The following is a 26,712-nucleotide window of genomic DNA, read 5'->3' as shown; positions in this document are numbered from 1 at the left end:
AGCGGATATACTGGCGCCCGAATGCAGGAGAGAGGCGCCGCGCTGGCGCCCGCCGAAGGCGCAGGCTCCCATGATCGCTCAGGCCGGTGGGCTGGAATCCCACCAACCATGCATTCGACTCGCCGAGCTGGAGAGAGGTCACCGGGCATGCCCGGGACGATCCGCCGAAGGGGCACGCGGCCCATGCCGCTGAACTCTCAGGCAAAAGGACAGCGGGAGCGGCACCGGTCATCGTCATCCCGTCATTGCGCAGGCAATGGCGGCGTCCGCGCATGGCCGGCCCCACCGCGTTCGGAGCCTGCCCCATGTTGCTGTCCATCATCTACCTGATCGCCATTTCCGCCGAAGCCATGACCGGCGCACTGTCCGCCGGCCGCCGCCGCATGGACCTGTTCGGCGTGGTCATGATCGCCTGCGTCACCGCCCTCGGTGGTGGTTCACTGCGCGACATCCTGCTCGGCCACTATCCGCTGGGCTGGGTGAAGCATCCCGAGTACCTGGGCTTCACCGTGTGCGCGGCGCTGATCGCCACCTGGGTCGCACGCTGGATGCACCACTTCCGCCGCACCTTCCTGGTCCTCGACGGGCTGGGCCTGATCGCCTTCACCCTGATCGGCTGCTCGATCGCGCGCGAAGCCGGCCATGCGATGCCGATCGTGCTGATCGCCGGCATGCTGACCGGCGCGTTCGGCGGCGTGCTGCGCGACATCCTCTGCAACGAGGTGCCGCTGATCTTCCAGAAGGAGCTGTACGCGATCATCGCGCTGCTGACCGGCGCGGCCTACCTGTTGCTGCTGCACTGGGGCGTGGCCGACGCCACCGCGATCCTGTGCTGCCTCGGCGGCGGCTTCGCGCTGCGCCTGCTGGCGATCCACTACCGCTGGGAAATGCCGAAGTTCGTGTACCACGACGAAGTGCATTGAGGTTCGCGCGGCGGAATCCGCACCACCCCGGCGATGTACCTGGCGCTGTCGCTCATGCGCAGCGCCAGGCGCATCGCCGGTGCAGATGGGCCGGACTCCAACTCCGACCGGCCCTGATCGCGGCCGCACCCCCGCAGGCGCTGGCCGCCATCCACACACGTGCCGCACTCAAGCGGCTTCGGACACCTTCACGTCGCGACGGGCGCGCACGGCCGCGGCCAGTCGCTCCAGCACCGTCACGGTGGTGTCCCAGTCGATGCAGCCATCGGTGATGCTCTGCCCGTAGACCAGCGGTTGGCCTTCCACCAGTTCCTGGCGACCACCGACCAGATGGCTCTCGATCATCACACCGACGATGCGCTGTTCACCGTCTTCCAACTGAACAGCGATGTCCTCGATCACCTTCGGCTGGTTGTCCGGATTCTTCAGGCTGTTGGCATGGCTGGCGTCGATCATCAGACGAGTCGGCAGCTTGGCCTTGGCCAGCGCCTGGCAGGCCTCGGCGACACTGCCTGCATCGTAGTTCGGCTGCTTGCCGCCGCGCAGGATCACATGGCAGTCCGGGTTGCCAGTGGTCGACACGATGGCGGTGCCGCCCTGCTTGGTGACCGACAGGAAGTGATGCGGATTGGACGCCGCACCCACCGCGTCGGCGGCGATCTTCACGTTGCCATCGGTGCCGTTCTTGAAGCCGACCGGGCACGACAGCCCCGAGGCCAGTTCGCGGTGCACCTGGCTTTCGGTGGTGCGCGCACCAATGGCGCCCCAGGCCACCAGATCGGCGATGTACTGCGGCGAGATCACGTCGAGGAACTCGACACCGGCCGGCAGGCCCAGCTTGTTGATGTCGCGCAGCAGGCCACGGGCAATGCGCAGGCCCTTGTCGATCCTGAAGCTGCCATCCAGGTCCGGGTCGTTGATCAGGCCCTTCCAGCCCACCGTGGTGCGCGGCTTCTCGAAGTACACGCGCATCACGATTTCAAGTTCCCCGGCCAGCGCGTCACGCAGCGGCTTCAGGCGCTGGGCGTACTCGATGGCGGCCTTCGGGTCGTGGATCGAGCATGGGCCAACCACCACCGCCAAGCGGTCGTCACGGCCATGCAGGATCTGGTGCAGGGCCGCGCGTGAGGCGCTGACGGTGTCGGAGGCTTCATCGTCACACGGCAGCATCGCCAGCAGCTGGGCAGGCGGTGTCAGCGGTTCGATGGTGCGGATACGCAGGTCGTCGGTGTGCGGGGGCATTGGGGGAGGTCTCCGGAACGTTGGGGGTCCCCAGCGTGGCGGCATGAAAAAAGCCGCCAGGTTCGCTGGCGGCTTTCGGGAATGCGTCTGAAGCTTTCTTCAGGGTGAGCGCAGTCCTTCCTCCGCCAGTGGCTTCGGAAAGTAATACCAGTAAAAGCGGGTGGCGGCTGCGTTCATGGGTTGTATTGATAGCACAGCTTTTGCGCAGTGCAAAATGTTTCATCCGCAACTGGGGACGCGGTTCAGCGAGATGCGCGCCGGCCCTGCCCACGCGGCGGCAACCACGCAACGTCGCTCATTTGCCATGCACTTCCACGTCCAGCAGCAGGCCCTCATGGATGTCGGCCCAGCGTTCCAGCACGCGATCCAGTTCCTGCCGGGCCTCGTCCAGCTGCTCGGGGTTGAGCAGGGAACGCGCGGTGTAGAGATCGGAAACCAAGCGCCGCAGGGCCGATTCCGGGATGGCCACCGACGGCCCCTCCAGCCCCGGCAACTGCAACGCCGGGCTGTCGCCAAGAGGGCCGAACAGCGTGACCTGGAGCGTGCTCTGCATGATCGACCTTCCTGCGGATGGACATGGGCAATGTCCTGTTTACCTCGTCTGGGTGACAGGCGCATGTGCCACCCATGCCCAGCACCGGGATCTGCCGGCGTCTGCCGCCCCGCTACAAGGCGGCCAGGTCGGCAAGGTGCTGGGCCATGCTGTCCATCGCGCCTACCGCCTGGGTGGTGGTGAAGTACTCATGCCAGCCGGTAGCGGCAATGCCGGCCATCAACGCATCGACCTCCTCGCGGCTTGCGCAGCGCCAGACCGCATAGAACTGCTCATCGCTGCCGTGCGGTACGCCCGAGGCAACGCGGCCCATCGCCAGCGGCGTGATGCGGACCGGATCGAACTGCTGCATGCCGGCGCCGATACGGGCGAAGAAGGCATTCCGCTGCTCGGGCGGAAGTGTGGTCCAGGCAGGGGTGGCGGTGTAGAGCTCGATGAAGGTGTGCGACATGGTGGTTCTTCCTTGAGGGTTCGGGGGTTGCCGGCCAGCGGCCGGCACTACCGGAGCGAGCGCAGCGCGCGTTTGCGGATGTAGGCGTTGGCGTCGCTGTGGCGCTCATGCTGCCAACGCGTACACAGCTGGCGCAGCCACTGCGGCTGGGTCTTGCCGGCATCGTTGAGCCAGTTTCCGACCGAATCCTGCACATAGCGTTCCGGATCGTCGGCCAGTGCTTCCAGCAGCGCGGATGCATGTTCCGGGTGCTGCTTGAACAGTGCGATATGCGTGGCCCAGACACCGCGCGGACGCAGTGCTTCGCAGGCGAAGCGGCGCAGGTACGGCGATGTTTCCTGTGACCACGGTTGCAGGTGCTCCAGCGCCTGCAGTGGTGCGGCAACGATGTCCGTGCGTAGTGCCAGCCACGCCCATTCGCGCACACCGAAATGGGGGTCATCGGCCAGTGTGCGCATCTGCTGCAGCTTCCCTGCCAGCGTTGCGCGGGCATCGCTGCCGATCAGGTAGCAGGCCCAGCCGCGCACGGTATCGGAGCTGTGATGCTGCCAGAGCGCAGGCGCCCCCTGCCCCGCCTCACGCAGCAGTTGCGCAGCCAGGGCCATGCGCAGCGTGATGCCCTTGCCTGAGGCGTCCCGCATGCGTTGCAGCGCCTCCGGTGCAAGCGCAGGCGCCACCACCTGCAGCAGCGCGGCAAAATCCACTGCCAGGCATTCTGCCAGATGGGTGGCGGGGACGCGGCCGGTGTTGAGTGCTTGCCGGCGTTCCGCAGGAATGGCCGTGCTCATGCTGCGGATTCCCGCCCGGCGTCCGTGTGCTGCCAGACCTTGTGCAGCAGCTGTGACAGCTGCTGCTGTTCATCAGCATCCAGGCCGTTGAACAGCCCACCGATCCATTGCGTGTGCTGCTCGAACAGCGATTCGGCCAAACGCTTTCCCGGTGCGGTCAGCACGATCTGCAGGCGGCGGCCATCCCCGTCATCGTTGCGACGCTGCAGCAGGCCTTCGCGCTGCAGGCCGTCGAGCAGGCCGCTGATGGTGGCGCGGGTCACGCCGGCGCGTTCGGCCAGCACATGCGGCGGCAGTGCGCCACCGGCCCCGTGCAACAGGAACAGCACGATGAAGCGACCCTCGCTGAGCCCATGCGGTGCCAGCCGCGCGGCGCAGTCGCGATCGATCGACGAGGACAGCGAGAGCAGCTGGAAACACAGGCGCAGCGGCGCGATGTTGGCGTGACCGCGTCGCTGCGCTTCCTCGATCAGGGCATGGTGCTTGGCTTCGATCATCTCACGCACGCGATATTGTTAGGCGCCTAATCATACAGCCGAACAGCCGCTGCCTGTAAACCACAGCCGATATCAGGTGAACTTTCCCAGCAGCAGGCACGCAATCAGCCCGCCGCCCTCCCGGTGCAGCAGCTGCAGTTCGCCCGCGTGCCGCCTCGCCACATTGGCGGCCACTGCCAGCCCAAGTCCCGCTCCACCGGTGGTGCGACTACGAGAACGCTCGCTGCGCTGGAACGGTTGCAGCAGGCGTACTCGGTCGCCCTCGGCGATACCTGGGCCCCGATCCATCACCTCCAGCTGGACCCCTCGCTCAACCACGGCAAGCCGCAGTTCCATCGCCCCGGCATAGCGATCGGCATTGTCGATAAGGTTGTCGAACGCGCGCCGAAGCAGCAACGCGTCGCCGTGCCAGGGCAGACTGTCCGGCCCCTGGATGGAGATCTCGACACCGCGCAGCAACGCTGCCTGCACGCACTCCTCCAGCAGCGCGGCCAGATCCAGCGGGCGCATCTGCAACGGCTGCAGTTCACCGCGTGCGTAATCGAGCACCTGCTCGATCATCGTGTCCATGCGCTCGATGTCCGCCACCATCCGGGCCGCCTGTGGTGTGGGCGCGAACTCGGCGCGCAGTCGCAGGCCGGTCAATGGTGTGCGCAGGTCGTGCGCCACTGCAGCCAGCATATGGGTCATGTCCTGGGCCTGCGCACGCAGGCGCTCTCGACCGGTGCCGATCGCGGCGGCCAGCATCTGTACCTCGCGCGGGCCATCATCCGGCAGGGGCGTGTCGGCTTGCAGGTCCACACGTGCACTGGCATCGGCCAAGCGTCGTAGTGGACGCCCCAGCCGGATCGATGCCCACGCCGCCAGCGGCGCCAGCAACACGGCACCGCCCAGCAGCGCCAGTATCACCTGTCGCCGCCAAGCTGCCAGATCACTGTGATCGCTGCCGACCACCCGCCAGCGGCCATCGGCCTGGCGCACGCCCAGTTCAAACGGCGGCCATTGCATCGCGGTCAGCAGCGCGGCCTGCGCCTTCAGTACACCGACCCGCGCCGTGCCGTCGAGCACCTCGCCGCCTTCGATGACCTGCACATCAGGCGCCTTGCCCTGTCCGCTCCAGACCAGGCGCACCTCCTTCGCCGGCAAACCCATCTGCAGCGCCGCCAACTGGGTGAGCCAGTCACTGGCACTGCCCTTTGGTGGCGCATCCTGCGTCGCCAGATGCAGGCCCAGTGGTGCCGCGGCCTGTTCCCCCCGCAGCACCTGCACGGCCTGGTCCAACCGCATCGGTGGCGGCGCGGGCCGAGGCATCCAGCCAACCACGGCCACGCTGACCAGTGTCGCCAGCAGCAGGCTGGCCAGGGCCAGCATCGTGATCCAACGCGCGGTCGGCCACCGGCTGTTCACAGCACCTGTACCTCGGCGTGGAAGCGATAGCCTTCGCCACGCGATGTCTGCACCAGGGCTTCCGCACCGGGTGAGGCCTGCCCGAGCTTGCGGCGCAGGCGGCTGATCGCCAGGTCGACCGCGCGGTCGACGCTGTCACTCGGTTCGCCACGGCTCAGCTGCAGCAGCTGCTCGCGCCCCAGCACCCGCCCGGGGCGTTCGGCCAGCGCCAGCAACAGGCTGAATTCACCACGGCTGAGCACCAGCTCGTTCCCATCCGGCGCCAGCAGGCGACGTTGTTCCGGCAGCAACCGCCAACCAGAAAAGCGCAGTTCACTGGCTACCTGCGCGCGCAGCTTGTCCTGCCGGCGCAGCAGCGCGCGTACCCGCGCCAGCAGCTCGCGCGGGTCGAACGGCTTGGCCAGGTAGTCGTCCGCGCCCATCTCCAGGCCGATCACCCTGTCCGGTGCGCTGCCCATCGCCGACAGCATCAGGATCGGAATGGCCCGTGCCTGCAGCCGGCGGCAGACCGACAGGCCATCCTCACCGGGCATCATCCAGTCGAGGATGATCACGTCCGGGCGATCGACCTGCAGCAGCACGTCCAGCGCCGTCGCGTCCGCTGCCACCCGTACCTGGTAGCCATGCAGCAACAGGCAATCGGCGATGGCATCACGGATGCTGGCGTCGTCATCGACAACGATGACACGGGCGGGAGTTGTCATGCAGGCAGTATCAGGCAGGTCTGTATCAGGACGGTATCAACGCCGATATTCCCGCGATACGGCGCTGCGCGCCAATGGTCACCCATGATCACTGCGGAGACTTGCCTTGCGCCTCATCCCATTCGTCCTGCTTGCTGCCCCGCTGGCTGCGCTGGCGTCCGATTCCCCCGAACACATCCTGCCGATGTGGATGCAGGGCGGTCATCCGGCCGTGGCCGTGTCGCTGGACGGGCGTGCCGAACCGCTGCGCTTCGTGGTCGACAGCGCGGCAGGCGCCACCCTGGTCGATGACCGCGTCGTGCGGCGCTACGGTCTGGGGGATGCGGATGCAGAGGTATCACAGGCCCAAGGGGCAAGTTCAGCCTCCGCGCGGCTGCAGCGCATACGCACAACGTCCTGGCAGCTGGGCAGTTGGCAGCTGCAGGCCCAAGCCATGAAGGTCGATCTGTCGTCGTTGCCGAAGGACGATGATCCGGCCATTGACGGCTTGATCGGCAACGATCTGACCGGACGCTGGGACACCCGTTGGGACTTCGGCCGCAATCAACTGGCGCTGTGGACACCCGGCGGATTGAACCTGGAAGGACCGGGTTGCCAGCCCAATGCGCTGCCCGGACGCACTGACGGCCTGCGCCAGTTCGGTTTCATCATGCTTGCACTGGGCGCGCCCGCGGTGGACGCCATCGCCGTGGTCGACACCGGTGCCGCGCAGACCGTCCTCAACGCCGAAGCAGCCCGCGCACTGGGGCTGCGCACCGACGGCAGCGACGCACGGGTGCGGGTGCGTGAAAAGGGCACCGAAGGTCTGGGCGGCGGAAAGCAGGCAACCTGGCTGTACACCCTGCCCGGCATGGCCGGCAACGGCTGGCAGCACCCCTCGATGGAGGTCCGCATCAGCGAACTGCCAGTGTTCAAGGCGATCGGCCTGGAGGCCCGGCCGGCGCTGATCCTTGGTACAGATGCAATGCGCGGCGGCCAGGTGGACATCGGTGCCGGCGCGTCCCGGATCTGCCTGCGCCGGCCGCAGGCCAGCTGACATCCGGCAATGACGCCAGCGGCAGCCTGGCGTAGCATCACCGTGCGCCCCACCAGGAGTTCCACGCATGTGCCGTGCTGCCCTGATGTTGCTGACGCTGTTCCCGCTGGCCGTGCTGGCTGCACCTCCCCCGGTACCCTCGCCGGCCCGCATCGATGCCGAAGCGCAGCGGTTGATGCAGGCCGCACAGGCGCGCGGCATGGCGCTGGCGGTGATCGACGGCGGCAAGGTGGTGCACGTCGCCGCCTACGGCGAGCGCAATACCGCAGGCGAACCACTGCGCACCGATACGGTGATGTACGCCGCCTCGCTGACCAAGATGGCATTCGGCCATCTGGTCGCGCAGCTGGCGCAGGACCGCAGGATCGATCTGGATGCCAGCATCGCCACAGCGCTGGACAAGCCGTTGCCGGACTATCCGCCCGAAACGAAGAAGTACGCCGACTACAGCGTGCTGGCCGATGATGCGCGCTGGCGCCAGCTCACCCCTCGCCTGCTGCTCAACCACGCCAGTGGCTTTGCCAACTTCGGGTTTCTTGAACCGGACGGCCGGCTGAAGTTCCACTTCGATCCAGGCAGCCGCTACGGCTATTCCGGCGAAGGGCTGATCCTGCTGCAGTTCGTGATCGAACGCGGACGGCTGGGCGAGGATGTGGGTGCGTTGATGCAGCAGCGGGTATTCGACCGCTTCGGCATGACCCGCACCAGCATGATGTGGCGCGGGGACTTCGCCACCAACCTGGCCGACGGCTGGACCATGGAGGGCACCGCCGAGCCGCACGATGAGCGCAGCCGCGTGCGCGCGGCCGGTTCGATGGATACCACCATCGCCGACATAGCCCGTTTCGCCGCCGGCTACGTGCGCGGCGATGGGCTGTCAGCGACGATGCGCAAGGAGCTGGTGCGGCCGCAGCTGCCGATCACCACCGCCAGCCAGTTCCCCACCCTGCAGCCGGAGCTGCCGAAGGCGCTGCAGCGCAAGGACCTGGCGGCCGGCCTGGGAGTGGTGACGTTCCGTGGCCTGCAAGGCGCGGGCTTCTACAAGGGCGGCCACGATGATGCGGTCGGTAATACGCTGGTGTGCGTCGAGCAGCAGCAGCGCTGCGTGGTGATCCTGGGCAACGATGTGCGCGCCGAGGCGACCTTCCCGGCGCTGGTGGCCTTCGTGCTCGGCGACATCGGCGTACCGTGGCAGTGGGAGTACGGCGCAGCGAAGGCATTCGTGAAGTAGATCCACGCCATGCGTGGATGACCTCCCTTCAACGCGCCTGCTCGAAGAACATCAGGTAGACCAGCCGCCCATTCTCCGGCCGGTCGCCGAAGGCCGGGCCGGCGGTATGCCAGAACCACGGGCGCAGCAGCACCAGGCGGTTGAAGCGCATCGGGATGCGCATGGTCATTTCCCACTGGCTGTCGTCGACGCTGTCGCGCTCGATGATGTCCCGATGCATGTCGCCGCCGTTGGCGTAGCCCAGCGCAGCCAGCTCGTGGGCGTTCAGCGCCATGCGCTCGGTGTTGGTGCGGCGATGGCGGAAGAACTCGGTACCCCCTTCGCAGTGCTCCGGGGCGCTGAGGTAGAGGATGCCGGACCAGTGCGAATGGTCGGTGTGCACCTTGGCGCGACCCACATCGCTGGCCAGGGTCAGCCGGAACTTGCCGTGCGACTGCAACGGATTGACCGGCCGCAGCGGCTCGTTGACCAACCGCGACGCGGCCTCGGACAGGCCGTCCAGCTCCAGCCGTTCGAGCGAATTACGCCCGGGGAATGCCCCCTCCTGCGCCGGGTAGGTCAGGCCCAGCCCGGCCTGGCGCAGGCCGTGTGCATCGGCTGGAGAGAGGAAGTCGTCGACGACGATGAACGAGGTAGGCATGGTCTGCGAGCGTAGCGACGCGGCGCCATGGCGGCAACCGGGCAACAAAAAAACCCCGCCTCGCGGCGGGGTTTTTCCGTGCATCGGGGAGACGCGCCGACCAGGGCCGGCAACGTCCGACGCGGGCGTGGACCTTAGAAGTCCATGCCGCCCATGCCACCCATGCCGCCCATGCCACCGGCGCCGCCCATGGCCGGCTCGTCCTTCTTCGGAGCTTCGGCAACCATGGCTTCGGTGGTGATCATCAGGCCAGCGATCGAGGCCGCGTTCTGCAGCGCCGAACGGGTCACCTTGGTCGGGTCCAGGATGCCGAACTGCAGCATGTCGCCGAACTCGCCGGTGGCGGCGTTGTAGCCGAAGCTGCCGGTGCCTTCCTTGACCTTGTTGATGATGACCGACGGCTCGTCACCGGCGTTGGCAACGATCTCGCGCAGCGGGGCTTCCATCGCACGCAGGGCGATCTGGATGCCGTGGTTCTGGTCTTCGTTGGCGCCCTTCAGGCCGGCCAGCGCGGTGATCGCGCGGACCAGGGCAACGCCGCCGCCCGGAACCACGCCTTCTTCAACGGCCGCACGGGTGGCGTGCAGGGCGTCGTCGACGCGATCCTTCTTTTCCTTCATTTCGATTTCGGTCGAGGCGCCGACCTTGATCACGGCAACACCGCCGGCCAGCTTGGCCACGCGTTCCTGCAGCTTCTCGCGGTCGTAATCCGAGGAGGTGTCCTGGATCTGGGTCTTGATCTGCGCCACGCGTGCATCAACGTTGGCCTTGTCGCCGACGCCGTCGATGATGGTGGTGTTCTCCTTGGAGACCTGCACCTTCTTGGCGCGGCCCAGGTCCTTGATGGTGGCCTTCTCCAGCGACAGGCCGACTTCTTCGGAGATCACGGTGCCGCCGGTCAGCACGGCCATGTCTTCCAGCATCGCCTTGCGACGGTCGCCGAAGCCCGGAGCCTTGACGGCCACGACCTTGACGATGCCACGGATGGTGTTGACGACCAGGGTGGCCAGCGCTTCGCCTTCAACTTCCTCGGCCACGATCAGCAGCGGCTTGCCGGCCTTGGCGACGCCTTCCAGCACCGGCAGCAGGTCACGGACGTTGGAGATCTTCTTGTCGTGCAGCAGGATGAACGGGTCATCCAGGTCAGCGGTCTGCGACTGCTGGTTGTTGATGAAGTACGGCGACAGGTAGCCGCGGTCGAACTGCATGCCCTTGACCACGTCCAGCTCGTTGTCCAGGCCCGAGCCTTCTTCAACGGTGATGACGCCTTCCTTGCCGACTTCCTTCATCGCGTCAGCGATGATCTGGCCGATCGACTCGTCCGAGTTGGCCGAGATGGTACCGACCTGGGCGATCGCCTTGTCGTCGGCGGTCGGCTTGGAGATGTTCTTCAGCTCGGCGACGGCGGCCGAAACGGCCTTGTCGATACCGCGCTTGAGGTCCATCGGGTTCATGCCGGCGGCAACGGCCTTGGCGCCTTCGCGGATCAGGGCCTGGGCCAGCACGGTGGCGGTGGTGGTGCCGTCGCCGGCATCGTCGTTGGTGCGCGAAGCAACTTCCTTCACCATCTGCGCGCCCATGTTCTCGAACTTGTCAGCCAGTTCGATTTCCTTGGCGACGGAGACGCCGTCCTTGGTGATGGTCGGGGCGCCGAAGCTCTTTTCCAGCACGACGTTGCGGCCCTTCGGGCCCAGGGTGGCCTTGACGGCATTGGCGAGAACGTTGACGCCGCGCACCATGCGCGAACGGGCGTCTTCACCGAAACGAATATCCTTGGCAGCCATTGCATTTACCTCATTGGTAGCGCCGGACGATGCCCGGCGGCTGGGAGTTTGGGATCAGGTTGAAACAGGTCGCGCCGAGGCTCAGCCGATGACGGCGAGCACGTCGTCTTCGCGCAGGACCTTGTATTCGACGCCTTCGCTCTTGTACGAGCTGCCGGCGTACTGGCCATAGATGACCTTGTCGCCGACCTTCAGCGACGGCGCGCGCACGTTGCCGTTGTCCAGCGGCTTGCCCGGGCCGACGGCCACGACCTCACCCTTGGTGGACTTTTCCTTGGCCGAGTCGGGGATGACGATGCCACCGGCGGAGATTTCGTCGGCTTCGATCGGCTTGACCACAACGCGGTCGTGCAGCGGCTTGATGCTCATAGGAGACCTCTTAAGTGATTGATTGGTCTAAAAAAGTCCGGCGATGTTAGCACTCACCCCAGGCGAGTGCCAGAACCGCACGTGAAGAAACCCGACAACGTCGGGAGCAGGGCAGAGATGGAGCCCCGCCGCCCCCTTTCAAGGGCGGAATGAAAAAAATTTTTCCACCCGCGCGCCTCGGCCAAGGGGTCGGTCCTGGACAATTTCGGTGACAAGCGTCGCACTGTCAGATATCTGACGTTCATTTACGACAAAGTGTCACTGGATCGGCCTTAGGCTCGGTCAGGCATTCCCAATCACAAGGAGTAGTCGATGCGATTGCTGTCCCCGCTTGCCGCCGCCTGCCTGCTGGCACTGGCCGCGGCGCCGGCCCAGGCCGAGGTCTTCATCAACGAACTGCACTACGACGACAGCACCGCCGCCGGTGACGTCGGCGAAGCCATCGAAGTGGTCGCTACCGCAGGTGAAGACCTGTCCGGCTACCGCCTCTACCTCTACAACGGCAGCAATCCTTCGGCCGCCACGGTCTACGCCAACAACCCGGTCCCGGCCGGCACCGCCGCCGGTTGCGGCAGCGCCAGCATCGCCGTGGTCAACTACCCGACCAACGGCATCCAGAACGGCCCGAACGACGGCATCGCCCTGGTCGACGCCAGCGGCAAGGTGGTCCAGTTCCTCAGCTACGAGGGCGCCATCACCGCCTCCGGTGGCCCTGCCGCCGGCATGACCAGCCAGAACATTCCGGTGGCCGAGACCAACAGCACGGCCCCCGGCACCTCGTTGCAGCTGACCGGCAGCGGCAGCCAGTACGCCCACTTCACCTGGGCCGAGTCGGCCAGGCAGACCTTCGGCAGCTGCAACAACGGCCAGACCTTCAGTGGCGGCGGCACCCCGGGCCCGAACACGCCGCCGTCGGTGTCCACCACCACCCCGGCGCAGGGCAGCAGCACCTTCCCGGCCGCCGCCGATCTGGAAGTGGTGTTCAGCGAGACGGTGAACCTGGCCAGCGGCGCGTTCGCGCTGAGCTGCGGTACCTCCGGCAGCGTGCCGCTGACCTTCCCGGCCAGCGGGCGCAGCGTGAAGCTGTCCACCAACACCGCGCTGGTGGCCGGTGAAGCCTGCCGCTTCGACATCCGCGCCGCGCGCATCACCGACCTGCAGGGCGCACACCCGGCGGCCGACAGCCGCATCGCCTTCACCGTGGCCAGCACCGGCGGCAATCCGGACCCGGGCAACCCTGGCGTGCCGGCCGGCTACTACTCCAAGGTCAACACCAGCAGCCCGAGCCAGCTGCGCTGCTCGCTGCACGCGACAATCAAGGGCCACACCGCCTACCCGTACAGCGGCTCGGGCACCAGTACCTGGACCATCCTGGAGATCGCAGACGAGGACCCGAACAACCCGAACCGCATCCTCGACGCGTATCGCAACCGCAGCTACGCCAAGGTGACCGATCGCGCCGGCAGCGGCAGTGGCCTGAAGTACAACCGCGAGCACACCTGGCCGAACTCGCTGGGTTTTGCCACCACCACGGGTGACAAGGGCCTGCCGTACGCGCCGTATACCGACACCCACATGCTGTACCTGACCGATGCACAGTGGAACGCCGACCGTGGCAACAAGCCGTTCGGCAAGTGCGACGCCAGCTGCGGCGAGCGCGCCACCGAGGCCAACAACGGCCAGGGTGGCGGCAGTGGTGGCTATCCGGGCAACTCCAACTGGGTGCGCACGCCGGACGGCAACACCGGCACGTTCGAGGTGTGGGGCAAGCGCAAGGGCGACATGGCGCGTGCGGTGATGTACATGGCGATCCGCTACGAGGGCGGCAAGGATGCAGCCACTGGCCAGTCCGAGCCGGACCTGGAGCTGACCGACGACCGCAGCAGGATCGTCAAGACCAGCAGCTCGCCGGCCTACATGGGCCTGCTGTCGACGCTGATCGACTGGCACCTGTCCGACCCGCCGGATGATGCCGAGCGTGCGCGCAATGACGTGATCTACAGCTTCCAGGGCAACCGCAACCCGTTCATCGACCACCCCGAGTGGGCGACCCCTGGCCTGTTCACCTCGGCCAAGCCGACCACCTGCCAGCTGGCCAACTGACCGCGCAACGCAGCGGTCCACGGCCGCCGCCGGGTCCTGACCCGGCGGCGGCCCTATACTCGACGGTCATGTCGACCGTCGATCCCGTCCTGCTGCTGTTGACCACCTGCCCGGACCGGGCCAGTGCCGAGCGCATCGCGCACGCGCTGGTTGGCGAGCGCCTGGCCGCGTGCGTGACCCGCCTCGATGGCGCGCAGTCGACCTACCGCTGGCAGGGCGAGGTGACCACCGACGCCGAGCTGCAGCTGCTGGTGAAGACCACCGCGAGTCGCGTCAATGACGCAATCGCCCGGATCGTCGAACTGCATCCGTATGAACTCCCGGAGTGCATCGCGGTCGAAACCCGGGCCGGCCTGCCGGCGTATCTGGACTGGATCCGGGCACAGACCCGGGAGGACACTGATTGAAGACTCTGTTTGCGCGTGGCGCCGCCCTGTGCGCCCTGATGTGGCTCTCGCTGCCGGCGTTCGCCCTGGATGAGAAAGACCTGCTGCCGGTGGACCAGGCATTCGCGCTGACCGCCACCGCCCCCGAACGTGGCCAGGTGCAACTGCAGTTCAAGATCGCGCCCGGCTATTACCTGTATCGCCACCGCACCAGCGTCAAGGCCGACCCGGCCTTCAATGCCGGCGCGCTGCAGATGCCCAAGGGCGACAAGCACCACGACGATTTCTTCGGCGAGGTCGAAACCTATCGCGAGCGCCTGCAGGCCACCCTGCCCGGCACGCCGACCGAGGCCGCCAGCACCATCAGCCTGGAAGTGCGTTACCAGGGCTGCGCAGATGCCGGTGTCTGTTACCCGCCGCAGAAGCGCGTGGTGCAGGTCACCCTGCCCGGCAGCGGTGCACAGGCCGCGGCCCCTGCCGCGCGCGCCGGTGCGGCCAGTCCGTTCAACAACCCGCTGGCCGGTGCCGGCAACAGCGGCGGCCTGCGCCTGCCAGGTGCGGCCAGCAACAGCCAGGCGCTGCCGCTGCCGTCGGAGCAGGCGTTCGGCTTCGATGCCATCGCCAGCGACGGCAACACCCTGCTGCTGCGCTTCAGCCCGGCACCGGGCTACTACCTGTATCGCGACCGCACCTCGCTGAAGCTGGAAGGCAGCACCGGCGTGCAGGCCGGCACGCCGCGCTGGCCAGCCGCGCAGTCGCATCGCGACGAGCACTTCGGCGATGTCTCGGTGTACTTCAACCAGGTGGAAGTGCCGCTGCCGTTGCGGCGCACGGTTGCCGACGCGGTTGACGGCACCCTCGTGGTGACCTTCCAGGGCTGCCAGACCGATGGCATCTGCTACCCGCCAATGACCCGCCGGGTGAAGCTGTCGATCCCGGCCGGCAAGGTCAGCGCCAGCGCCGACCAGGCACCGCCGCGCAACGAGGTAATCAGCCCGTTGGCTGTGGCGCCACGCGAAGGCGCCAACGGCGCCCCCCTGCGCCTGCTGCCGACGGTGCCCAATACGGATGCCGCCCCCCCGGCCGTCGCAGGCACCGTGGACGGCAATGAATTCGCCGCCGATGCGCGCGGTGACAACGCGCTGCGTACGCGCCCGCCGGCGACCACACCGAACCCGGACCGTTCGTTCGTCTGGGTGCTGCTGCTGGCGCTGGCCGGCGGCCTGGTGTTGAACCTGATGCCCTGCGTGCTGCCGATCCTGTCGCTGAAGGTCCTGAGCCTGGCGCAGAGTGGCGAAAGCCCGCAGCGCGCACGCAGCCACGCGCTCTGGTACACCTTGGGCGTGCTGGTCGCATTCGCGGTGATCGGTGCGTTGATGGTGGGCCTGCGCGCAATCGGCAACGCCGTCGGCATCGGCTTCCAGCTGCAGCACCCGGGCGTGGTGGCGGCGCTGGCCTACATCATGTTCGCGGTAGGCCTGAGCCTGTCCGGCGTGTTCACCCTGGGCGGCGGCATCGGCAACCTGGGCCAGTCGCTGGCCAGCCGCAGCGGCCCGGCCGGTGACTTCTTCACCGGTGCGCTGGCCTGCGTGGTCGGCAGTGCCTGCGTCGGCCCGTTCATGGGTGGCGCGATTGCCTACGCGTTCATTGCCCCGCCGCTGAAGGCGATGACCGTGTTCCTGTTCCTCGGCCTGGGCCTGGCGCTGCCGTTCCTGCTGATCGGCTTCGTGCCGGCGCTGGCGCGCCGCCTGCCCAAGCCCGGCCCGTGGATGGAAACGCTCAAGCACGTGCTGGCCTTCCCGATGTACGCCACCGCGCTGTGGCTGCTGTGGGTGCTGGGCAAGCAGCGCGGCGTGGACGGCATGGCGCTGGTGCTGGGTGGCCTGTTGCTGTTCGCCTTCGGCCTGTGGCTGTTCGAGCGCAACCGCTGGACCGGCTCGCGTGCAGTGACGCTGCTCGGCGTACTGCTGGCGATCGGCGCATTGGTACCGGCCTGGGGCGTGACCCAGCTGGCAGCGCCGGCACGCGCCGCACAGGCCGCCAGCGACAACGTGGTGGAGTATTCGCCGCAGTTGCTGGACCGCCTGCGCGCCGACAACCGCGTGGTGTTCGTCAACATGACCGCCGACTGGTGCGTGAGCTGCAAGGCCAACGAGCGTGCCGTGCTGTCGCGGCCGGAGTTCAAGGACCTGCTCAAGCGCACCAACGCGGTGTACATGCGCGGTGACTACACCAACGTCGATCCGCAGATCACCACGTTCCTGGAAGAGCACAAAGCCGTCGGCGTGCCGCTGTACGTGGTGTACGGCCCCGGCGCACCGCCGACCGTGCTGCCGACCCTGCTGACCCAGGCGGTGGTGGAGGAAGCGCTGCTGCGCACCGCACGATGAAGTGGCAACGGCCAGCGCTGCTGTGGACAGCGGTGCTGGCCGCCGGCCTTGGCCTGTGGGCCGGGCATCGATTGGCTCCTGCGCCGGTTGGGCCTGAGGCCATGCCAGCGGCGCCTGCTGTGGCGGCTGCGGCACCGGCCCTGCAGGTCGGCGACAGCCTGCCCGCGCTGTCGCTGCCCGATCTTGAAGGCCGGCCGCTGGACCTGCGCCAGCACGCTGGCGGTCGCCCGCTGTTGATCAATGTCTGGGCCAGCTGGTGCGCGCCCTGCGTGGAAGAAATGCCCGAACTGGCGCGTTTCGCACATATCCAGGGCGAGCACGGTGTGCAGGTGCTGGGACTGGCGCTGGATACGCCGGAGGACGTGCGCGGTTTCCTGCAGCGGGTACCGGTGGATTATCCGATCGTGATCGAGACCCCGGGGCCGCGCGATGCCAGCGTGCAGCTGGGCAATACACAGGGCCTGCTGCCCTACAGCGTGCTGTTCGATGCGCAGGGGCGGCTGGTGAAGGCAAAGCTGGGACCGTTCGCCCACGGCGAGATCGACAGCTGGGTGAAGTGAGGGTGTTTTTTGCAGGGCTTGCAGCCCTGCACCCTGCTCGATGCAACGGCAACAGCCAAAGCCAAAGCGGGCATTCCGTGGGATGGCGGGGCAGTGTCGGAGTGCGGGGACGCTGCAAGTACGTCCCTGTAAGCTTGGCAGCCGCATCCATGCGGCTGACACCCCGCACTCCGACACCGCCCCGCCTCTGACAGATCTTCGCGGCTGTTGGTAGGTGTCGACCTTGGTCGACACATCTGTCAGATATCGATATTCAGAACGGAATCAGACCCCGTGCCGACCAACGGTCGGCACCTACCAAAGCAGAACGCCGTTCCGACAGATCGCAGGAAACTGTCGAAGGCGGGGTGGGTCCGGTTGAGGGGGCGTGAGCCGCATGGATGCGGCGACCGAGCTTACATGGGTGAGGGCGCTTTGCTTGCGAAGCACTGCTTCGCAAGCGCCCGAACGCACAGCCGCCAGCGGCTGGGCCGGGCCCCGGAGGGGGACTTGCAGCGTCCCCCTCAACCGGACCCACCCCGCCAACCCACGGAAAGCCAGCTTTTGACGTTGACGTTGCTCCGGCTTGCAGCGGGTGCAGGGCTGCAAAGCCCTGCAACAAAACCCTCCTTGACCGTAGCCCGTCCGCCACGGAGAATTCCGCGACTAATTCTCATTTGCTGTTGCGCAGGATGCGGGCGGCAGCCTTCCAGGCCCTCCTCCTTCCATGTTCAAGAACGTCCTGTTCCAACTGCACTGGCTGCTGGGCATCACCGCCGGTGCCGTATTGGCCGTGATGGGCCTCAGCGGCGCCGTGCTGTCCTTCGAGGACGAACTGCTGCGCGCGGCCAACCCCGGCTTCGCCGAAATCGCCGAGCACCATGCCGACGGCCAGCTTCCGCTTCAACTCAGCGAACTGGTGCCGCTGCTGCAGACCGGCGGTGATCGCCCCCTGCAGCGCCTGCGCGTGGACGCCACCGGGCAGCGGCCTTCGGTGGCACGCTTCGCTGGTGGCAAGGAACACTGGGTCTACTTCGACCCGTACAGCGGCGAGCGCTTCAGTGCCTTGCGTGGGCAGGCGTTCTTCGATTTCGTCGAGGACCTGCACCGCCACCTCGCCGCCGGCGAGCGCGGCAAGTGGATCACCGGCAGCTGTGCGATCGCGCTGCTGTTCTTCACCCTGTCCGGTCTTTACCTGCGCTGGCCGCGCCGCTGGTGGCACTGGCGCAGCTGGCTGGCGGTGGAATGGAAACGCAGCGGCCGTGGCTTCCTGTGGAGCCTGCACTCGGTGGTCGGCACCTGGGTGCTGCTGATCTACCTGATGAGTGCGCTGACCGGCCTGTGGTGGTCCTTCGACTGGTATCGCAGTGCCGCCAATACGCTGCTGGGCGTCGCACCGGCCGCCAAGCACAAGGTCGCCACCGGCGCCGCCCTGAACCTGGAGCGCATCGAAGCCACGCTGTATGCCCTGCCCGGCGTGCACACCGGCTACATCGACCTGCGCCTGCCGGAAAAGCCTGGCCAGGCGGTCAACGTGCGGGTGATGGCTGGCGATCCGTCACAGCGCGGTGGCCACCATGACCGTGCACATGATCTGCTGCAGCTGGATCCGGCCAGCGGGGCAATCCTCGATTCGCGCCCCTACGCGCGCCAGGGCGCCGGCGCGCAGCTGGCCACCAGCGTGTTCGCATTGCACTCGGGCAGCTACTTCGGCATGCCCGGGCGTGTCGTGGTGATGCTCAGCAGTCTGGCCATGAGCCTGTTCTTCATCACCGGCTGGATGCTGTACCTGGACCGCCGCCGCAGCCAGCGTGCCGCGCGCGGGCTGCGCCGGTCGCTGCCGGTTGCCACCGATGATGGCCGCGCACCTTGGCTGGTCGTGCATGCCAGCCAGAGCGGGCTGGGCGAGCAGCTGGCCTGGCGTGCCGCCGCGCAGCTGCAGGCCGCTGGCCATGGCGTGCAGGTACTGCCATTGGCCCGGGTCGATGCCACGCAGCTCGCGCGCACTGCGCAGGCATTGTTCGTGCTGAGCACCTTCGGCGATGGCGAACCGCCGGATGCGGCACGGGGCGCTGCGCGGCGGCTGCTGGCACAAGCGCCCGATCTGTCGGGCCTGCAGTTCGGCCTGCTCGCCCTGGGTGACCGCCAGTACCCGCATTACTGCGGCTTTGGCCGCCAATTCGATGGCTGGCTGCTGGGCAACGGCGCACGTGCGCTGTTCGAGCGCATCGATGTCGATGCCGCCGCGATACCGGCGCTGCGCCAGTGGCAGCAACATCTCGGCGCGCTGACCGGCATCGCCACCGATGACAGCGTGTTGCCGGCCGCGACGCAGATGCACGAGTGGCGCCTGCTCGGCCGTGACCGCCTCAATCCAGGCAGCATGGGCGGCGCCATCTGGCGCATCCGTCTTGCGCCACCGGCCGATGTGCAGTGGCAGGCGGGCGACATCCTGCACATCGCGCCCCGCCACAACGCGCGGCACGCCGCTGCGGTGCTGAAGGCACATGGGCTGGATCCCCAGCAGCCGCTGCTGATTGACGGCCAGCCGCGCACGCTGTTGGCGCTGGCCAGCGAGCGCGAGCTGCCCGATGCCGATGCTGCGCTGGCGGTGCAGGATGCGTGCCTCTGGCTGGCAGGGCTGCCACTGCTGCCGGGGCGCGAGTACTCCATCGCATCCTGTACGGATAACAGTGCGGTCGAACTGGTGGTGCGGCTGGTCCATGACGAAACCGGACGCACCGGCCTGGGTTCGGGCTGGCTGTCGCTGCATGCGCCGGTCGGTGCCAGCATCGTGGCCCGCGTGCACCGCAACCCCGGTTTCCATCGCGTTGGCGGTGCGCCGATGGTGCTGATCGGCAATGGCACCGGCATCGCGGGCCTGCGCAGCCTGCTGCGCGAAGCCGCGCATGCAGGTGAACACGGGCACTGGCTGCTGTTCGGCGAACGCCAGCGCGCGCACGACTTCCTGTTCGCCGATGAGATCGAAGCGTGGCAGGCCGATGGCCATCTCGCGCGGGTGGACCTGGCGTTCTCGCGCGATGGTGAGGGCGGCTATGTGCAGGATCGCCTGCGTGCAGCAGCCGATGCCCTGCGCGACTGGATGCAGCGTGGTGCGGTCATCCACGTCTGCGGTTCGCTGCTGGGCATGGCCGAAGGCGTGGACCAGGTGCTGCGCGAAGCACTGGGTGATGAAGAAGTGGAAACGCTGCTGGAGACCGGGCGCTACCGTCGCGACGTGTATTGAGCCACAAGGGTAGTGCCGGCCAGCGGCCGGCACTACCGGAGCACGATCAGGCCGCAGCGCGCGCCTGTGGCATCGACTGCAACTGGAACGCGCCCACCGCTTCGGCCAGCGCGTGTACCTGCGCCTGCATCTGCGCGGTGGAGGCACCAGCCTCTTCCACCAGGCTGGCGTTGCGCTGGGTGCTGGCTTCCATCTGCACGATGGTCTGCTTCACCTGCGCGATGCCGGCATGCTGGTCCTGCGATGCACTGCGGATACCGGCCAGCAGCTCGGCCAGCTGCTGCACGCTGCCAACGATCTCGCCCATCGTGATGCCCGCCTGCTCGACCTGCTGGTTGCCCTGGCCAACACGCGCCACCGAATCCTCGATCAGTCCTTTGATCTGCTTGGCCGCTTCGGCACTGCGCTGGGCCAGCAGGCGCACTTCCGCAGCCACCACGGCGAAGCTGCGGCCCTGCTCACCTGCGCGCGCTGCTTCCACCGCGGCATTCAGCGCGAGGATGTTGGTCTGGAAAGCGATGCCATCGATCAGCTGGGTGATGTCGCCGATCCGCCGCGAGGCCTCGCTGATGCCATGCATGGTCGCGACCACCTGGCCGACGGCCTCGCCACCGCGCTGGGCCACCGCGGCCGCCCCCTGCACCAGGGCATCGGCGCGGCCCGCGGCATCGGCGTTGCGGCCAACGGTGTCGGTCAACTCGTGCATCGACGCTGTCGTCTCTTCAAGGTTGGCCGCCTGCTGTTCGGTACGCTGCGACAGATCATGGTGACCGGCAACGATCTCACCCACACCGGTGTCGAGGCTGGACGTCGCCTGCTGGATGCGGGTGACGATGCGGCCCAGTTGCGCGACCGTGGCGTTGGCATCGTCGCGCATGCGTGCGAACACGCCCTGCAGCTCACCTTCCATGCGCACGCTGAGGTCACCACGGGCCAGCGCCGCCAGAAGCGCCTGCAGATCGCCGAGGTTGGTCTCGAAGGTCGCCAGCAGGCGGTTGATGCTGGTCGACAACGTGCGCACGAAGCCCTGTTTTCCCTCCAGCGCGATGCGGCCGTGCAGGTCGCCATGTGCGGCGGCGTCGACCAGTGCTGCCACTTCGGTTTCCAGCAGCGTTTCCAGCGCGCGGCTGCGCCACTCCACTGCCACGCCGAGGAAATGCCCTTCGTCGGTGATGGCATTGGCGATCAACTGGTAGCGGACGCCGGCATGACCGATCTCGCGCTCCTCGCGCTGGCGCACGCAAGCCAGACTGGCCAGTGCCGGATGCAGGCGTACCGCATCGCTCCCCACCAGATCTTCAAGCCGGAGTGCAAGCTGCTGCAGCAGCGCCGGATTGGCGTACGCCACCAGGCCTTCGGCATCGATCACCATCAAGCCGGCCTGTGCGCTGTCCAATGCCTGGCGCACGCGGGTGTTGACGCGGGCCACCGCACGCTCGGTCTCGATGCGCGCGCGCAGGCGCTGCTGCATGTCGACCAGGCGCTGGGCCAGCTGGCCGATTTCATCGTTGGCGTTGTAGACGCGCAGGGTGGTTTCGAGACGGTCGTCGGCGATGTCGCTGGCGAAACGCAGGGTGTCCTGGATCGGCTGGCGCACCGCACGCAGCACCAGCACCAGGCTGGTGATCAGCACGCCGGCCACCAGCAGCAGGGTCAGTGCGAACACCACGCTCATGGTGCGCGCGCCGGCCTGCTGGCGTGCCTGCGCCCTGCCCAGCGCCGCCACCTGTGCCTGCTGGAATGCGGCCAACGCCGGCGCTACGCCCGTGGCGGTATCCAGCAGCGACTGCGCTTCCACATCCAGGCCGACGCGGGCAGCGGTATACCCCAGCAGTGCGGCCTGATACGCCTCCATCCCGGTGCGCAGGGTGTCCTGCACATCCGCAGGCAGGCCCGCCAGCGCGAGGTCGAACGGCAGCTTCTCCTCGCTGGCGCGGTCGGCGTGGGTGGAATCACCGTCGAGCAGCAGCAGTGCCTCCTGCCTTCGCATCTTCTGCAGGGACAGCGCCAGCGCGGGCCGCTGCTGCACATCCACCTGCGCCTGCAGGGTGTCGGCGGCCTGCTGCAGCTGCGCAGCGAGGCCGGCATCACCACGGCCCATCTCGTCGACCCGTTCGAACAGGGCGGCCACACCCTGCGAGAACGCGTCGGCGGCTTCGGTCAGCGCCTGCAGGGCCTTGCGCCGGCCCGCATCCATCGGCATCGCGCGCAGCGCCTGCAGATCGGTCTGCAACGCCTTCTGCGTGGCCAACAGCTGCGCGCGGTCGGCATCATCGAAACTGCGTGCATACTGGGTCTGCAGGCGACGCGCTTCGGCCACCCGCGTGGACAGGCTGGCAGCCAGATCGCTGCCGCGCTGGTAGCTGGCCTGGCTGCGCGCAGCCAGTGCGTTGGCATGGCCAGTCCAGGCGTAGACAGCAGCGATCGCCACCAGGCCCAGGCCGCAGATCCACAGTGTGGCCTTGAGCTTGTTGGCCACGCTGAGCCGATGTGGCTGCAGCCAGCGCAGCAGCCCGGGGGACGCCGAGTGCAACGCAGCAAGGCGCGTGCGCAGGGACCGGAGGTGGGGGACAACGGCCGACATGACAGACTCCAGGCGGAAAGACGCACCTGTATCGGCCTGACTCAGGACAACTTTAGCGCTTTCTTCGTCTGCGTCCCCCCATCGCTGGTGGACGCGGCCTTTGTACCGGGTGCAGGCGACGGAGGCATGACACGGCCGCCGCGCTTGACCTCAACCCCGGTTGGGGGAGCACAGTGGACATCCCTCCCCCGCCCGGTGTCTCCATGACGACGCTCGATGTCCCCCGCTACCTGCAGCGCCTGCAGCTGGATGCACCGCCACCGCGGACCCTGGCCGGCCTGACCCTGCTGCAGCAGCGCCACAACGCACTGCTGCCCTTCGAGACCCTCAGCTGCCTGCTGCGCGATGCGGTGCCGATCGACCTGGACAGCGTGCAGCGCAAGCTGCTCGACGAGCGCCGCGGTGGTTACTGCTTCGAACTCAATGGCGGGTTGCTGGCGCTGCTGCAGGCATTGGGCTTCGATGCGCAGCCATTGAGCGCGCGGGTACTGCTGGCCGCCCAGGACGGCGAACTGACCGCGCGTACCCACCTGCTGCTGCGCGTGAACGTAGACAGCGGCGACTGGCTGGTGGATGCCGGTTTCGGCAGCCTGACCCCGACCGTGCCGCTGCGCCTGCATGATCCGCAGCCGCAGGCCACGCCGCACGAACGCTATCTGCTGCAGCGCCTGCCCGACGAGGGTGATTTCGTGCTGTCGGCCGAGTCCAACGATGGTTGGCGGGCGATGTATCGGTTCGACCTGCAGGCGCCGGCACCGATCGACAACGTGGTGGGCAACTGGTACGTGTGCACCCATCCCGATTCCAGTTTCCCCGGGCAGCTGCGCGCGTCGCTGACCGGGCCGGACTGGCGCCGCACCATCGGCAGCGGCAACTACACCGAGTATCGCCCCGGGCAGGCACCGGACAAGCGCCCGCTGCATGATGTGGGTGATGTGCGTGCCGTGCTGCAACAGCGCTTCGGCATGCAGCTACCGGACGACCCGCGACTGGACCCGGCCATCAATGACTGGCTGCAGCGCTCGCGCGCCGCGACCTTGTAGGGCCGAGCCCATGCTCGGCTGAGCTGGAGCGGCTGGGCCAACAGCAGCCGAGCGTGGTCTCGGCTCTACAGAGCAGCGCGCGCCTGCAGCGCAATGCGATTGCCTTCGCTGTCGCGGATCTCGGCCACGCGCCAGTCGCCCGCATCGGCGGGTCCGAAGCACAGCTCGGCGCCCGCTTGCAGTGCTCGCTCCAGGCTCGCATCCAGGTCATCGACGCCGATGTAGACGCGCGCCCCCTGTTCGGAAGGCCGGTAGTCCGCGCCGAGCACCAGCGCAATGCTGGCACCGGCGGCCTCATCGGAGAACGGCAGGTAGGCCATCCGGCAGTCGTGCAGCACGACAGGTTCGTCCACCGCGACCTGCAGCCACCGCTGGTAGAACGTGATGGCACGGTCCAGGTCACTGGCCGGGATTTCCACATGCAGGATCGGGTTCACTGGCACTCCTTGCTCGGTCCACTCAGATGATGCGCAGGGTAATCGCCTTCAGCACCGCACGGGTGCGATCGCGGGTGCCCAGCTTGTCGAGTATGGCGGACACGTAGTTCTTCACCGTGCCCTCGGCCAGGAACAGGCTGCGCGCGATCTCCTTGTTGCTGTAGCCACCGGCCAGCAAGCGCAGGATCGCCACCTCGCGTTCCCCGAAGGTATCGGTGGGCGGTGCTTCATCGTGGAAGCGGTAGCGGGCGCGTACCGGCTCGGTGCTGACCGGCAGCAGCAGGGTTTCACCTGCGGCGACGCGCTCGATCGCCTCGCGCAGGTCTGCGGGTGCGGCGTCCTTGAGCAGGAAGCCCTGTGCGCCGGCCTCGCTGGCACGCAGCAGCAGGTCACTTTCATCAAAGGTCGTCAGCAGCAGCCACGGCGTGGCATCGCCGCGCGCGCGCAGCTGGCGCACTGCCTCGATGCCGTCCATCCCGGGCATGCGGATGTCACTGAGCACAACATCCACGCGCTGGGTGGACAGCGCGTCCAGCAACGCCTGGCCCTCCTCGGCCTCCAGCGCCACGTCCACGCCCAACCCCTGCAACAACGCACGCAGCCCGGCGCGGACCAGCGCCTGGTCGTCAGCCAGGGCAACACGGATCGCGCTGCCGTTCATGCCGGCACCCAGGCGGTCAGGTGCATGCCGCCCTGTGCGGTGCGGGCCAGTTCCAACTGGCCACGCACTGCGGCCAGGCGCTCACGCATGCCGGCGATGCCGTTGCCCTCGCGGATACGTTCGGCGCGCTGGCCGTCGTCACGGATGTCGATACGCAACCGGGAATCCTCCTCGTTGATCGTCAGCCATACGGTGTCTGCGTTGCCATGCCGGGCGGCATTGGTCAGCGCTTCCTGTACCAGGCGCAGCACGGTCTCGGCCATCAGCGGGTCAACCACGCGCACGCACTCGCCGATCTGCAGCTGCAGCTTCGGGCGCGGGAACGGCGCGGCCAGCGCGTGCAATGCGGTGGCCAGATCGAGGCCGCGATCATCGCGCATCGATTGCACCACCTGGCGGATGTCGGCCAGCAACTCGCCGGACAGCTGCTCGGCCAGCACCAATCCTTCGCGCCCGGCCAGCACAGGGTCGGCCGCAAGGGCACGCAGGTTCAAGCGCATCGCGGTGAGCTTGTGCCCGGCCACATCGTGCAGTTCGCGGGCCAGGCGCAGGCGCTCGGCGTCGCGTGCACTGTCGGCCAGCAGCGCGCGTGTCGCCAGCAGGTCGGCATTGACGCGGGCCAGGTCATCGCGGGCCAGCGCCGTGCTGCGGGCATAGTGTGCGGTCAGTGCGGCAAAGGCCTGGAAGCCGCCATAGAGCAGCACCACCAGCAGCGGCTGGCTGAAGCCGCTGTGGCGCAGCACGAGATACATGGCGAGGTTGGCCAGCAGTGCAACAGCCAGCACGAAGCGCGGTGGCCAATGCTCGGCCAGCTGCGCCACCAGCACCACCAGCAGTACCGGTGCGGTGCCGGTACGCGGCTGCAGCGCAACCAGCACGACCGCCAGCAACGCCTGCAACACCGCCGCGACAGCGCGCACGCGGGATGGCACCGACGCCCAGCCGTGCACCACGAACAGCAGCAGGAACACGGCAAGCAGCAGCAGGCTCAGCCCGGCACCGTTGCGCTGCACCGCGAATGACAGGCCCACCACCAGCACGGTGGCCAGGCCGGCGAGGCTGAGGGGACGCAACAGATGGCGGAACAGGCTGGGCATGGCCAGATGCTGACCGCCGCACACGCCGGCGGCAATGGGTCCGGCGCAGAAAGTGACTTCTGGCACGTCGAATCGATGACCACTGGCCCTGAACCCGGTGCAGCGCCGCACGCAGACTGGCGCCACACCGCCACACACACTTCCGGAGCCACTGCCATGATCCGCACCGCCCTGCTCAGCACCGCCCTGACTGCCCTGGCCCTCGCCGGCAGTGCCCACGCCGCCGACCTGGCCGTGACCGTGCACGACGTCCGTGTGCAGACCGGCACCCTGCGCGTTGCGCTGGTCGACAGCGCCGCTGCCTGGGACGGCAAGGCCAGGCCCGTGCAGGCCCAGCAGGCGGCGCCCAGCGGCGACAGCGCCCACTTCACGTTCAAGGGCGTTCCGGCCGGCAACTATGCCGTGCTGCTCACCCACGACGAGAACGACAACGGCAAGCTCGACACCAACCTGGTCGGGATGCCGGTGGAGGGCTACGGCTTCAGCAACAACCCGCAGGTGATGCGCAAGCCGACCTTCGACGAGGCGCGCGTCGACGTACCGGCCGCCGGCACCGCCATCGACATCACCCTGCGCTGATTCCTGCATCCAGACCCGAGG

Annotated in this window: 24 protein-coding genes and 2 riboswitches; of the genes, 10 read left to right on the top strand and 14 right to left on the bottom strand. The window is 67.7% G+C overall.

Going from position 1 to position 26,712, the window contains the following annotated elements:
* Nucleotides 1-14 precede the first annotated feature (14 nt).
* Nucleotides 15-104: riboswitch (glycine riboswitch) on the top strand.
* A 13-nt stretch (nucleotides 105-117) separates the two neighbouring features.
* Nucleotides 118-223: riboswitch (glycine riboswitch) on the top strand.
* A gap of 82 nt (nucleotides 224-305) precedes the next feature.
* The gene (locus AC5P9L_RS03900) at nucleotides 306-923 is read left to right on the top strand and encodes a trimeric intracellular cation channel family protein (protein ID WP_005411215.1); all 618 of its coding nucleotides are present in this window, start codon (nucleotides 306-308) and stop codon (nucleotides 921-923) included.
* Between the two features lie 168 nt (nucleotides 924-1,091).
* On the opposite strand, the gene AC5P9L_RS03895 is transcribed toward AC5P9L_RS03900, so the two are convergent.
* The 7 genes from AC5P9L_RS03895 to AC5P9L_RS03865 all read right to left on the bottom strand — a co-directional run bounded on the left by AC5P9L_RS03895 (nucleotide 1,092) and on the right by AC5P9L_RS03865 (nucleotide 6,565).
* The gene (locus AC5P9L_RS03895) at nucleotides 1,092-2,165 is read right to left on the bottom strand and encodes a 3-deoxy-7-phosphoheptulonate synthase (protein ID WP_005411216.1); all 1,074 of its coding nucleotides are present in this window, start codon (nucleotides 2,163-2,165) and stop codon (nucleotides 1,092-1,094) included.
* A gap of 295 nt (nucleotides 2,166-2,460) precedes the next feature.
* Nucleotides 2,461-2,718: a hypothetical protein gene (locus tag AC5P9L_RS03890; protein WP_005414620.1), complete on the bottom strand. Its 258-nt coding sequence runs from the start codon at nucleotides 2,716-2,718 to the stop codon at nucleotides 2,461-2,463.
* Nucleotides 2,719-2,830: 112 nt separating this feature from the next.
* Nucleotides 2,831-3,169, bottom strand: coding sequence for a DUF6616 family protein (locus AC5P9L_RS03885; protein ID WP_043034564.1), 339 nt, complete (start codon nucleotides 3,167-3,169; stop codon nucleotides 2,831-2,833).
* 47 nt (nucleotides 3,170-3,216) lie between these two features.
* Nucleotides 3,217-3,957: a DNA alkylation repair protein gene (locus AC5P9L_RS03880; protein ID WP_005411219.1), complete on the bottom strand. Its 741-nt coding sequence runs from the start codon at nucleotides 3,955-3,957 to the stop codon at nucleotides 3,217-3,219.
* Nucleotides 3,954-4,454 carry a MarR family winged helix-turn-helix transcriptional regulator gene (locus AC5P9L_RS03875; protein ID WP_005414623.1) on the bottom strand — a complete coding sequence of 167 codons (501 nt, stop codon included), beginning with the start codon at nucleotides 4,452-4,454 and terminating at the stop codon, nucleotides 3,954-3,956. Before AC5P9L_RS03875 ends, AC5P9L_RS03880 begins: the two co-directional genes overlap by 4 nt.
* A gap of 72 nt (nucleotides 4,455-4,526) precedes the next feature.
* A complete protein-coding gene (locus AC5P9L_RS03870; RefSeq protein ID WP_049460247.1) occupies nucleotides 4,527-5,825 on the bottom strand; it encodes a sensor histidine kinase in 1,299 nt (432 codons plus the stop codon).
* A gap of 32 nt (nucleotides 5,826-5,857) precedes the next feature.
* Nucleotides 5,858-6,565 (bottom strand): response regulator, encoded by a 708-nt coding sequence (locus AC5P9L_RS03865; protein ID WP_005411222.1) that lies wholly within the window; start codon nucleotides 6,563-6,565, stop codon nucleotides 5,858-5,860.
* A gap of 106 nt (nucleotides 6,566-6,671) precedes the next feature.
* On the opposite strand from AC5P9L_RS03865, the gene AC5P9L_RS03860 reads away from it, so the two are divergent.
* Both AC5P9L_RS03860 and AC5P9L_RS03855 read left to right on the top strand, forming a co-directional pair.
* Nucleotides 6,672-7,601, top strand: a complete 930-nt coding sequence (locus AC5P9L_RS03860) for an aspartyl protease family protein (RefSeq protein WP_062605545.1) — start codon at nucleotides 6,672-6,674, stop codon at nucleotides 7,599-7,601.
* A gap of 67 nt (nucleotides 7,602-7,668) precedes the next feature.
* On the top strand, nucleotides 7,669-8,832 hold the full coding sequence (locus AC5P9L_RS03855) for a serine hydrolase domain-containing protein (RefSeq protein WP_227415280.1): 1,164 nt from the start codon (nucleotides 7,669-7,671) through the stop codon (nucleotides 8,830-8,832).
* 28 nt (nucleotides 8,833-8,860) lie between these two features.
* On the opposite strand, the gene AC5P9L_RS03850 is transcribed toward AC5P9L_RS03855, so the two are convergent.
* From AC5P9L_RS03850 to AC5P9L_RS03840, 3 genes are all read right to left on the bottom strand, one after another.
* Entirely contained in the window at nucleotides 8,861-9,472 is a 612-nt protein-coding gene (locus AC5P9L_RS03850) for a DUF6445 family protein (protein ID WP_005411225.1), read from the bottom strand.
* Between the two features lie 134 nt (nucleotides 9,473-9,606).
* Nucleotides 9,607-11,256 (bottom strand): chaperonin GroEL, encoded by a 1,650-nt coding sequence (gene groL, locus AC5P9L_RS03845; RefSeq protein WP_005411226.1) that lies wholly within the window; start codon nucleotides 11,254-11,256, stop codon nucleotides 9,607-9,609.
* A gap of 81 nt (nucleotides 11,257-11,337) precedes the next feature.
* Nucleotides 11,338-11,625 (bottom strand): co-chaperone GroES, encoded by a 288-nt coding sequence (locus tag AC5P9L_RS03840; RefSeq protein WP_005411227.1) that lies wholly within the window; start codon nucleotides 11,623-11,625, stop codon nucleotides 11,338-11,340.
* Nucleotides 11,626-11,937: 312 nt separating this feature from the next.
* On the opposite strand from AC5P9L_RS03840, the gene AC5P9L_RS03835 reads away from it, so the two are divergent.
* From AC5P9L_RS03835 to AC5P9L_RS03815, 5 genes are all read left to right on the top strand, one after another.
* Nucleotides 11,938-13,728, top strand: coding sequence for an endonuclease (locus AC5P9L_RS03835; RefSeq protein ID WP_227415281.1), 1,791 nt, complete (start codon nucleotides 11,938-11,940; stop codon nucleotides 13,726-13,728).
* Nucleotides 13,729-13,796: 68 nt separating this feature from the next.
* Nucleotides 13,797-14,135 (top strand): divalent-cation tolerance protein CutA, encoded by a 339-nt coding sequence (gene cutA, locus AC5P9L_RS03830; RefSeq protein WP_049396392.1) that lies wholly within the window; start codon nucleotides 13,797-13,799, stop codon nucleotides 14,133-14,135.
* Nucleotides 14,132-16,504 (top strand): protein-disulfide reductase DsbD family protein, encoded by a 2,373-nt coding sequence (locus AC5P9L_RS03825; RefSeq protein ID WP_114618276.1) that lies wholly within the window; start codon nucleotides 14,132-14,134, stop codon nucleotides 16,502-16,504. Before cutA ends, AC5P9L_RS03825 begins: the two co-directional genes overlap by 4 nt.
* A complete protein-coding gene (locus tag AC5P9L_RS03820; RefSeq protein ID WP_197614372.1) occupies nucleotides 16,501-17,064 on the top strand; it encodes a TlpA family protein disulfide reductase in 564 nt (187 codons plus the stop codon). Before AC5P9L_RS03825 ends, AC5P9L_RS03820 begins: the two co-directional genes overlap by 4 nt.
* 706 nt (nucleotides 17,065-17,770) lie before the next feature.
* Nucleotides 17,771-20,290, top strand: coding sequence for a PepSY domain-containing protein (locus tag AC5P9L_RS03815; protein WP_227415282.1), 2,520 nt, complete (start codon nucleotides 17,771-17,773; stop codon nucleotides 20,288-20,290).
* A gap of 46 nt (nucleotides 20,291-20,336) precedes the next feature.
* On the opposite strand, the gene AC5P9L_RS03810 is transcribed toward AC5P9L_RS03815, so the two are convergent.
* Entirely contained in the window at nucleotides 20,337-22,874 is a 2,538-nt protein-coding gene (locus AC5P9L_RS03810; protein ID WP_138970059.1) for a methyl-accepting chemotaxis protein, read from the bottom strand.
* Nucleotides 22,875-23,077: 203 nt separating this feature from the next.
* On the opposite strand from AC5P9L_RS03810, the gene AC5P9L_RS03805 reads away from it, so the two are divergent.
* Entirely contained in the window at nucleotides 23,078-23,917 is an 840-nt protein-coding gene (locus AC5P9L_RS03805) for an arylamine N-acetyltransferase family protein (RefSeq protein WP_043034554.1), read from the top strand.
* A 65-nt stretch (nucleotides 23,918-23,982) separates the two neighbouring features.
* On the opposite strand, the gene AC5P9L_RS03800 is transcribed toward AC5P9L_RS03805, so the two are convergent.
* The 3 genes from AC5P9L_RS03800 to AC5P9L_RS03790 are packed head-to-tail and all read right to left on the bottom strand — an operon-like array spanning nucleotide 23,983 to nucleotide 26,112.
* Complete coding sequence (locus AC5P9L_RS03800; RefSeq protein ID WP_005411235.1) at nucleotides 23,983-24,354, bottom strand: VOC family protein; 372 nt, start codon at nucleotides 24,352-24,354, stop codon at nucleotides 23,983-23,985.
* A 22-nt stretch (nucleotides 24,355-24,376) separates the two neighbouring features.
* Entirely contained in the window at nucleotides 24,377-25,015 is a 639-nt protein-coding gene (locus AC5P9L_RS03795) for a response regulator transcription factor (RefSeq protein WP_005411236.1), read from the bottom strand.
* Nucleotides 25,012-26,112: a sensor histidine kinase gene (locus AC5P9L_RS03790; protein ID WP_043034553.1), complete on the bottom strand. Its 1,101-nt coding sequence runs from the start codon at nucleotides 26,110-26,112 to the stop codon at nucleotides 25,012-25,014. The genes AC5P9L_RS03795 and AC5P9L_RS03790 overlap by 4 nt, the downstream gene beginning before the upstream one ends.
* A 156-nt stretch (nucleotides 26,113-26,268) precedes the next feature.
* Between AC5P9L_RS03790 and AC5P9L_RS03785 the strand changes: the two genes are divergently transcribed.
* Nucleotides 26,269-26,691 carry a DUF2141 domain-containing protein gene (locus AC5P9L_RS03785; RefSeq protein WP_043034552.1) on the top strand — a complete coding sequence of 141 codons (423 nt, stop codon included), beginning with the start codon at nucleotides 26,269-26,271 and terminating at the stop codon, nucleotides 26,689-26,691.
* Nucleotides 26,692-26,712: the final 21 nt, after the last annotated feature.

The sequence above is a fragment of the Stenotrophomonas sp. YJH_SMC_64 genome (assembly GCF_059371375.1).
This window is presented reverse-complemented; position numbering and strand designations above follow the sequence as displayed.

Bases quoted from the DNA above. Each gene is read 5' to 3' on its own strand.
- AC5P9L_RS03900 (WP_005411215.1), top strand. From the start codon at position 306: ATGTTGCTGTCCATCATCTACCTGATCGCCATTTCCGCCGAAGCCATG.
- AC5P9L_RS03895 (WP_005411216.1), bottom strand. From the start codon at position 2,165: ATGCCCCCGCACACCGACGACCTGCGTATCCGCACCATCGAACCGCTG.
- AC5P9L_RS03890 (WP_005414620.1), bottom strand. From the start codon at position 2,718: ATGCAGAGCACGCTCCAGGTCACGCTGTTCGGCCCTCTTGGCGACAGC.
- AC5P9L_RS03885 (WP_043034564.1), bottom strand. From the start codon at position 3,169: ATGTCGCACACCTTCATCGAGCTCTACACCGCCACCCCTGCCTGGACC.
- AC5P9L_RS03880 (WP_005411219.1), bottom strand. From the start codon at position 3,957: ATGAGCACGGCCATTCCTGCGGAACGCCGGCAAGCACTCAACACCGGC.
- AC5P9L_RS03875 (WP_005414623.1), bottom strand. From the start codon at position 4,454: ATGATCGAAGCCAAGCACCATGCCCTGATCGAGGAAGCGCAGCGACGC.
- AC5P9L_RS03870 (WP_049460247.1), bottom strand. From the start codon at position 5,825: ATGCTGGCCCTGGCCAGCCTGCTGCTGGCGACACTGGTCAGCGTGGCC.
- AC5P9L_RS03865 (WP_005411222.1), bottom strand. From the start codon at position 6,565: ATGACAACTCCCGCCCGTGTCATCGTTGTCGATGACGACGCCAGCATC.
- AC5P9L_RS03855 (WP_227415280.1), top strand. From the start codon at position 7,669: ATGTGCCGTGCTGCCCTGATGTTGCTGACGCTGTTCCCGCTGGCCGTG.
- AC5P9L_RS03850 (WP_005411225.1), bottom strand. From the start codon at position 9,472: ATGCCTACCTCGTTCATCGTCGTCGACGACTTCCTCTCTCCAGCCGAT.
- groL (WP_005411226.1), bottom strand. From the start codon at position 11,256: ATGGCTGCCAAGGATATTCGTTTCGGTGAAGACGCCCGTTCGCGCATG.
- AC5P9L_RS03840 (WP_005411227.1), bottom strand. From the start codon at position 11,625: ATGAGCATCAAGCCGCTGCACGACCGCGTTGTGGTCAAGCCGATCGAA.
- AC5P9L_RS03835 (WP_227415281.1), top strand. From the start codon at position 11,938: ATGCGATTGCTGTCCCCGCTTGCCGCCGCCTGCCTGCTGGCACTGGCC.
- cutA (WP_049396392.1), top strand. From the start codon at position 13,797: ATGTCGACCGTCGATCCCGTCCTGCTGCTGTTGACCACCTGCCCGGAC.
- AC5P9L_RS03820 (WP_197614372.1), top strand. From the start codon at position 16,501: ATGAAGTGGCAACGGCCAGCGCTGCTGTGGACAGCGGTGCTGGCCGCC.
- AC5P9L_RS03815 (WP_227415282.1), top strand. From the start codon at position 17,771: ATGTTCAAGAACGTCCTGTTCCAACTGCACTGGCTGCTGGGCATCACC.
- AC5P9L_RS03810 (WP_138970059.1), bottom strand. From the start codon at position 22,874: ATGTCGGCCGTTGTCCCCCACCTCCGGTCCCTGCGCACGCGCCTTGCT.
- AC5P9L_RS03805 (WP_043034554.1), top strand. From the start codon at position 23,078: ATGACGACGCTCGATGTCCCCCGCTACCTGCAGCGCCTGCAGCTGGAT.
- AC5P9L_RS03795 (WP_005411236.1), bottom strand. From the start codon at position 25,015: ATGAACGGCAGCGCGATCCGTGTTGCCCTGGCTGACGACCAGGCGCTG.
- AC5P9L_RS03790 (WP_043034553.1), bottom strand. From the start codon at position 26,112: ATGCCCAGCCTGTTCCGCCATCTGTTGCGTCCCCTCAGCCTCGCCGGC.
- AC5P9L_RS03785 (WP_043034552.1), top strand. From the start codon at position 26,269: ATGATCCGCACCGCCCTGCTCAGCACCGCCCTGACTGCCCTGGCCCTC.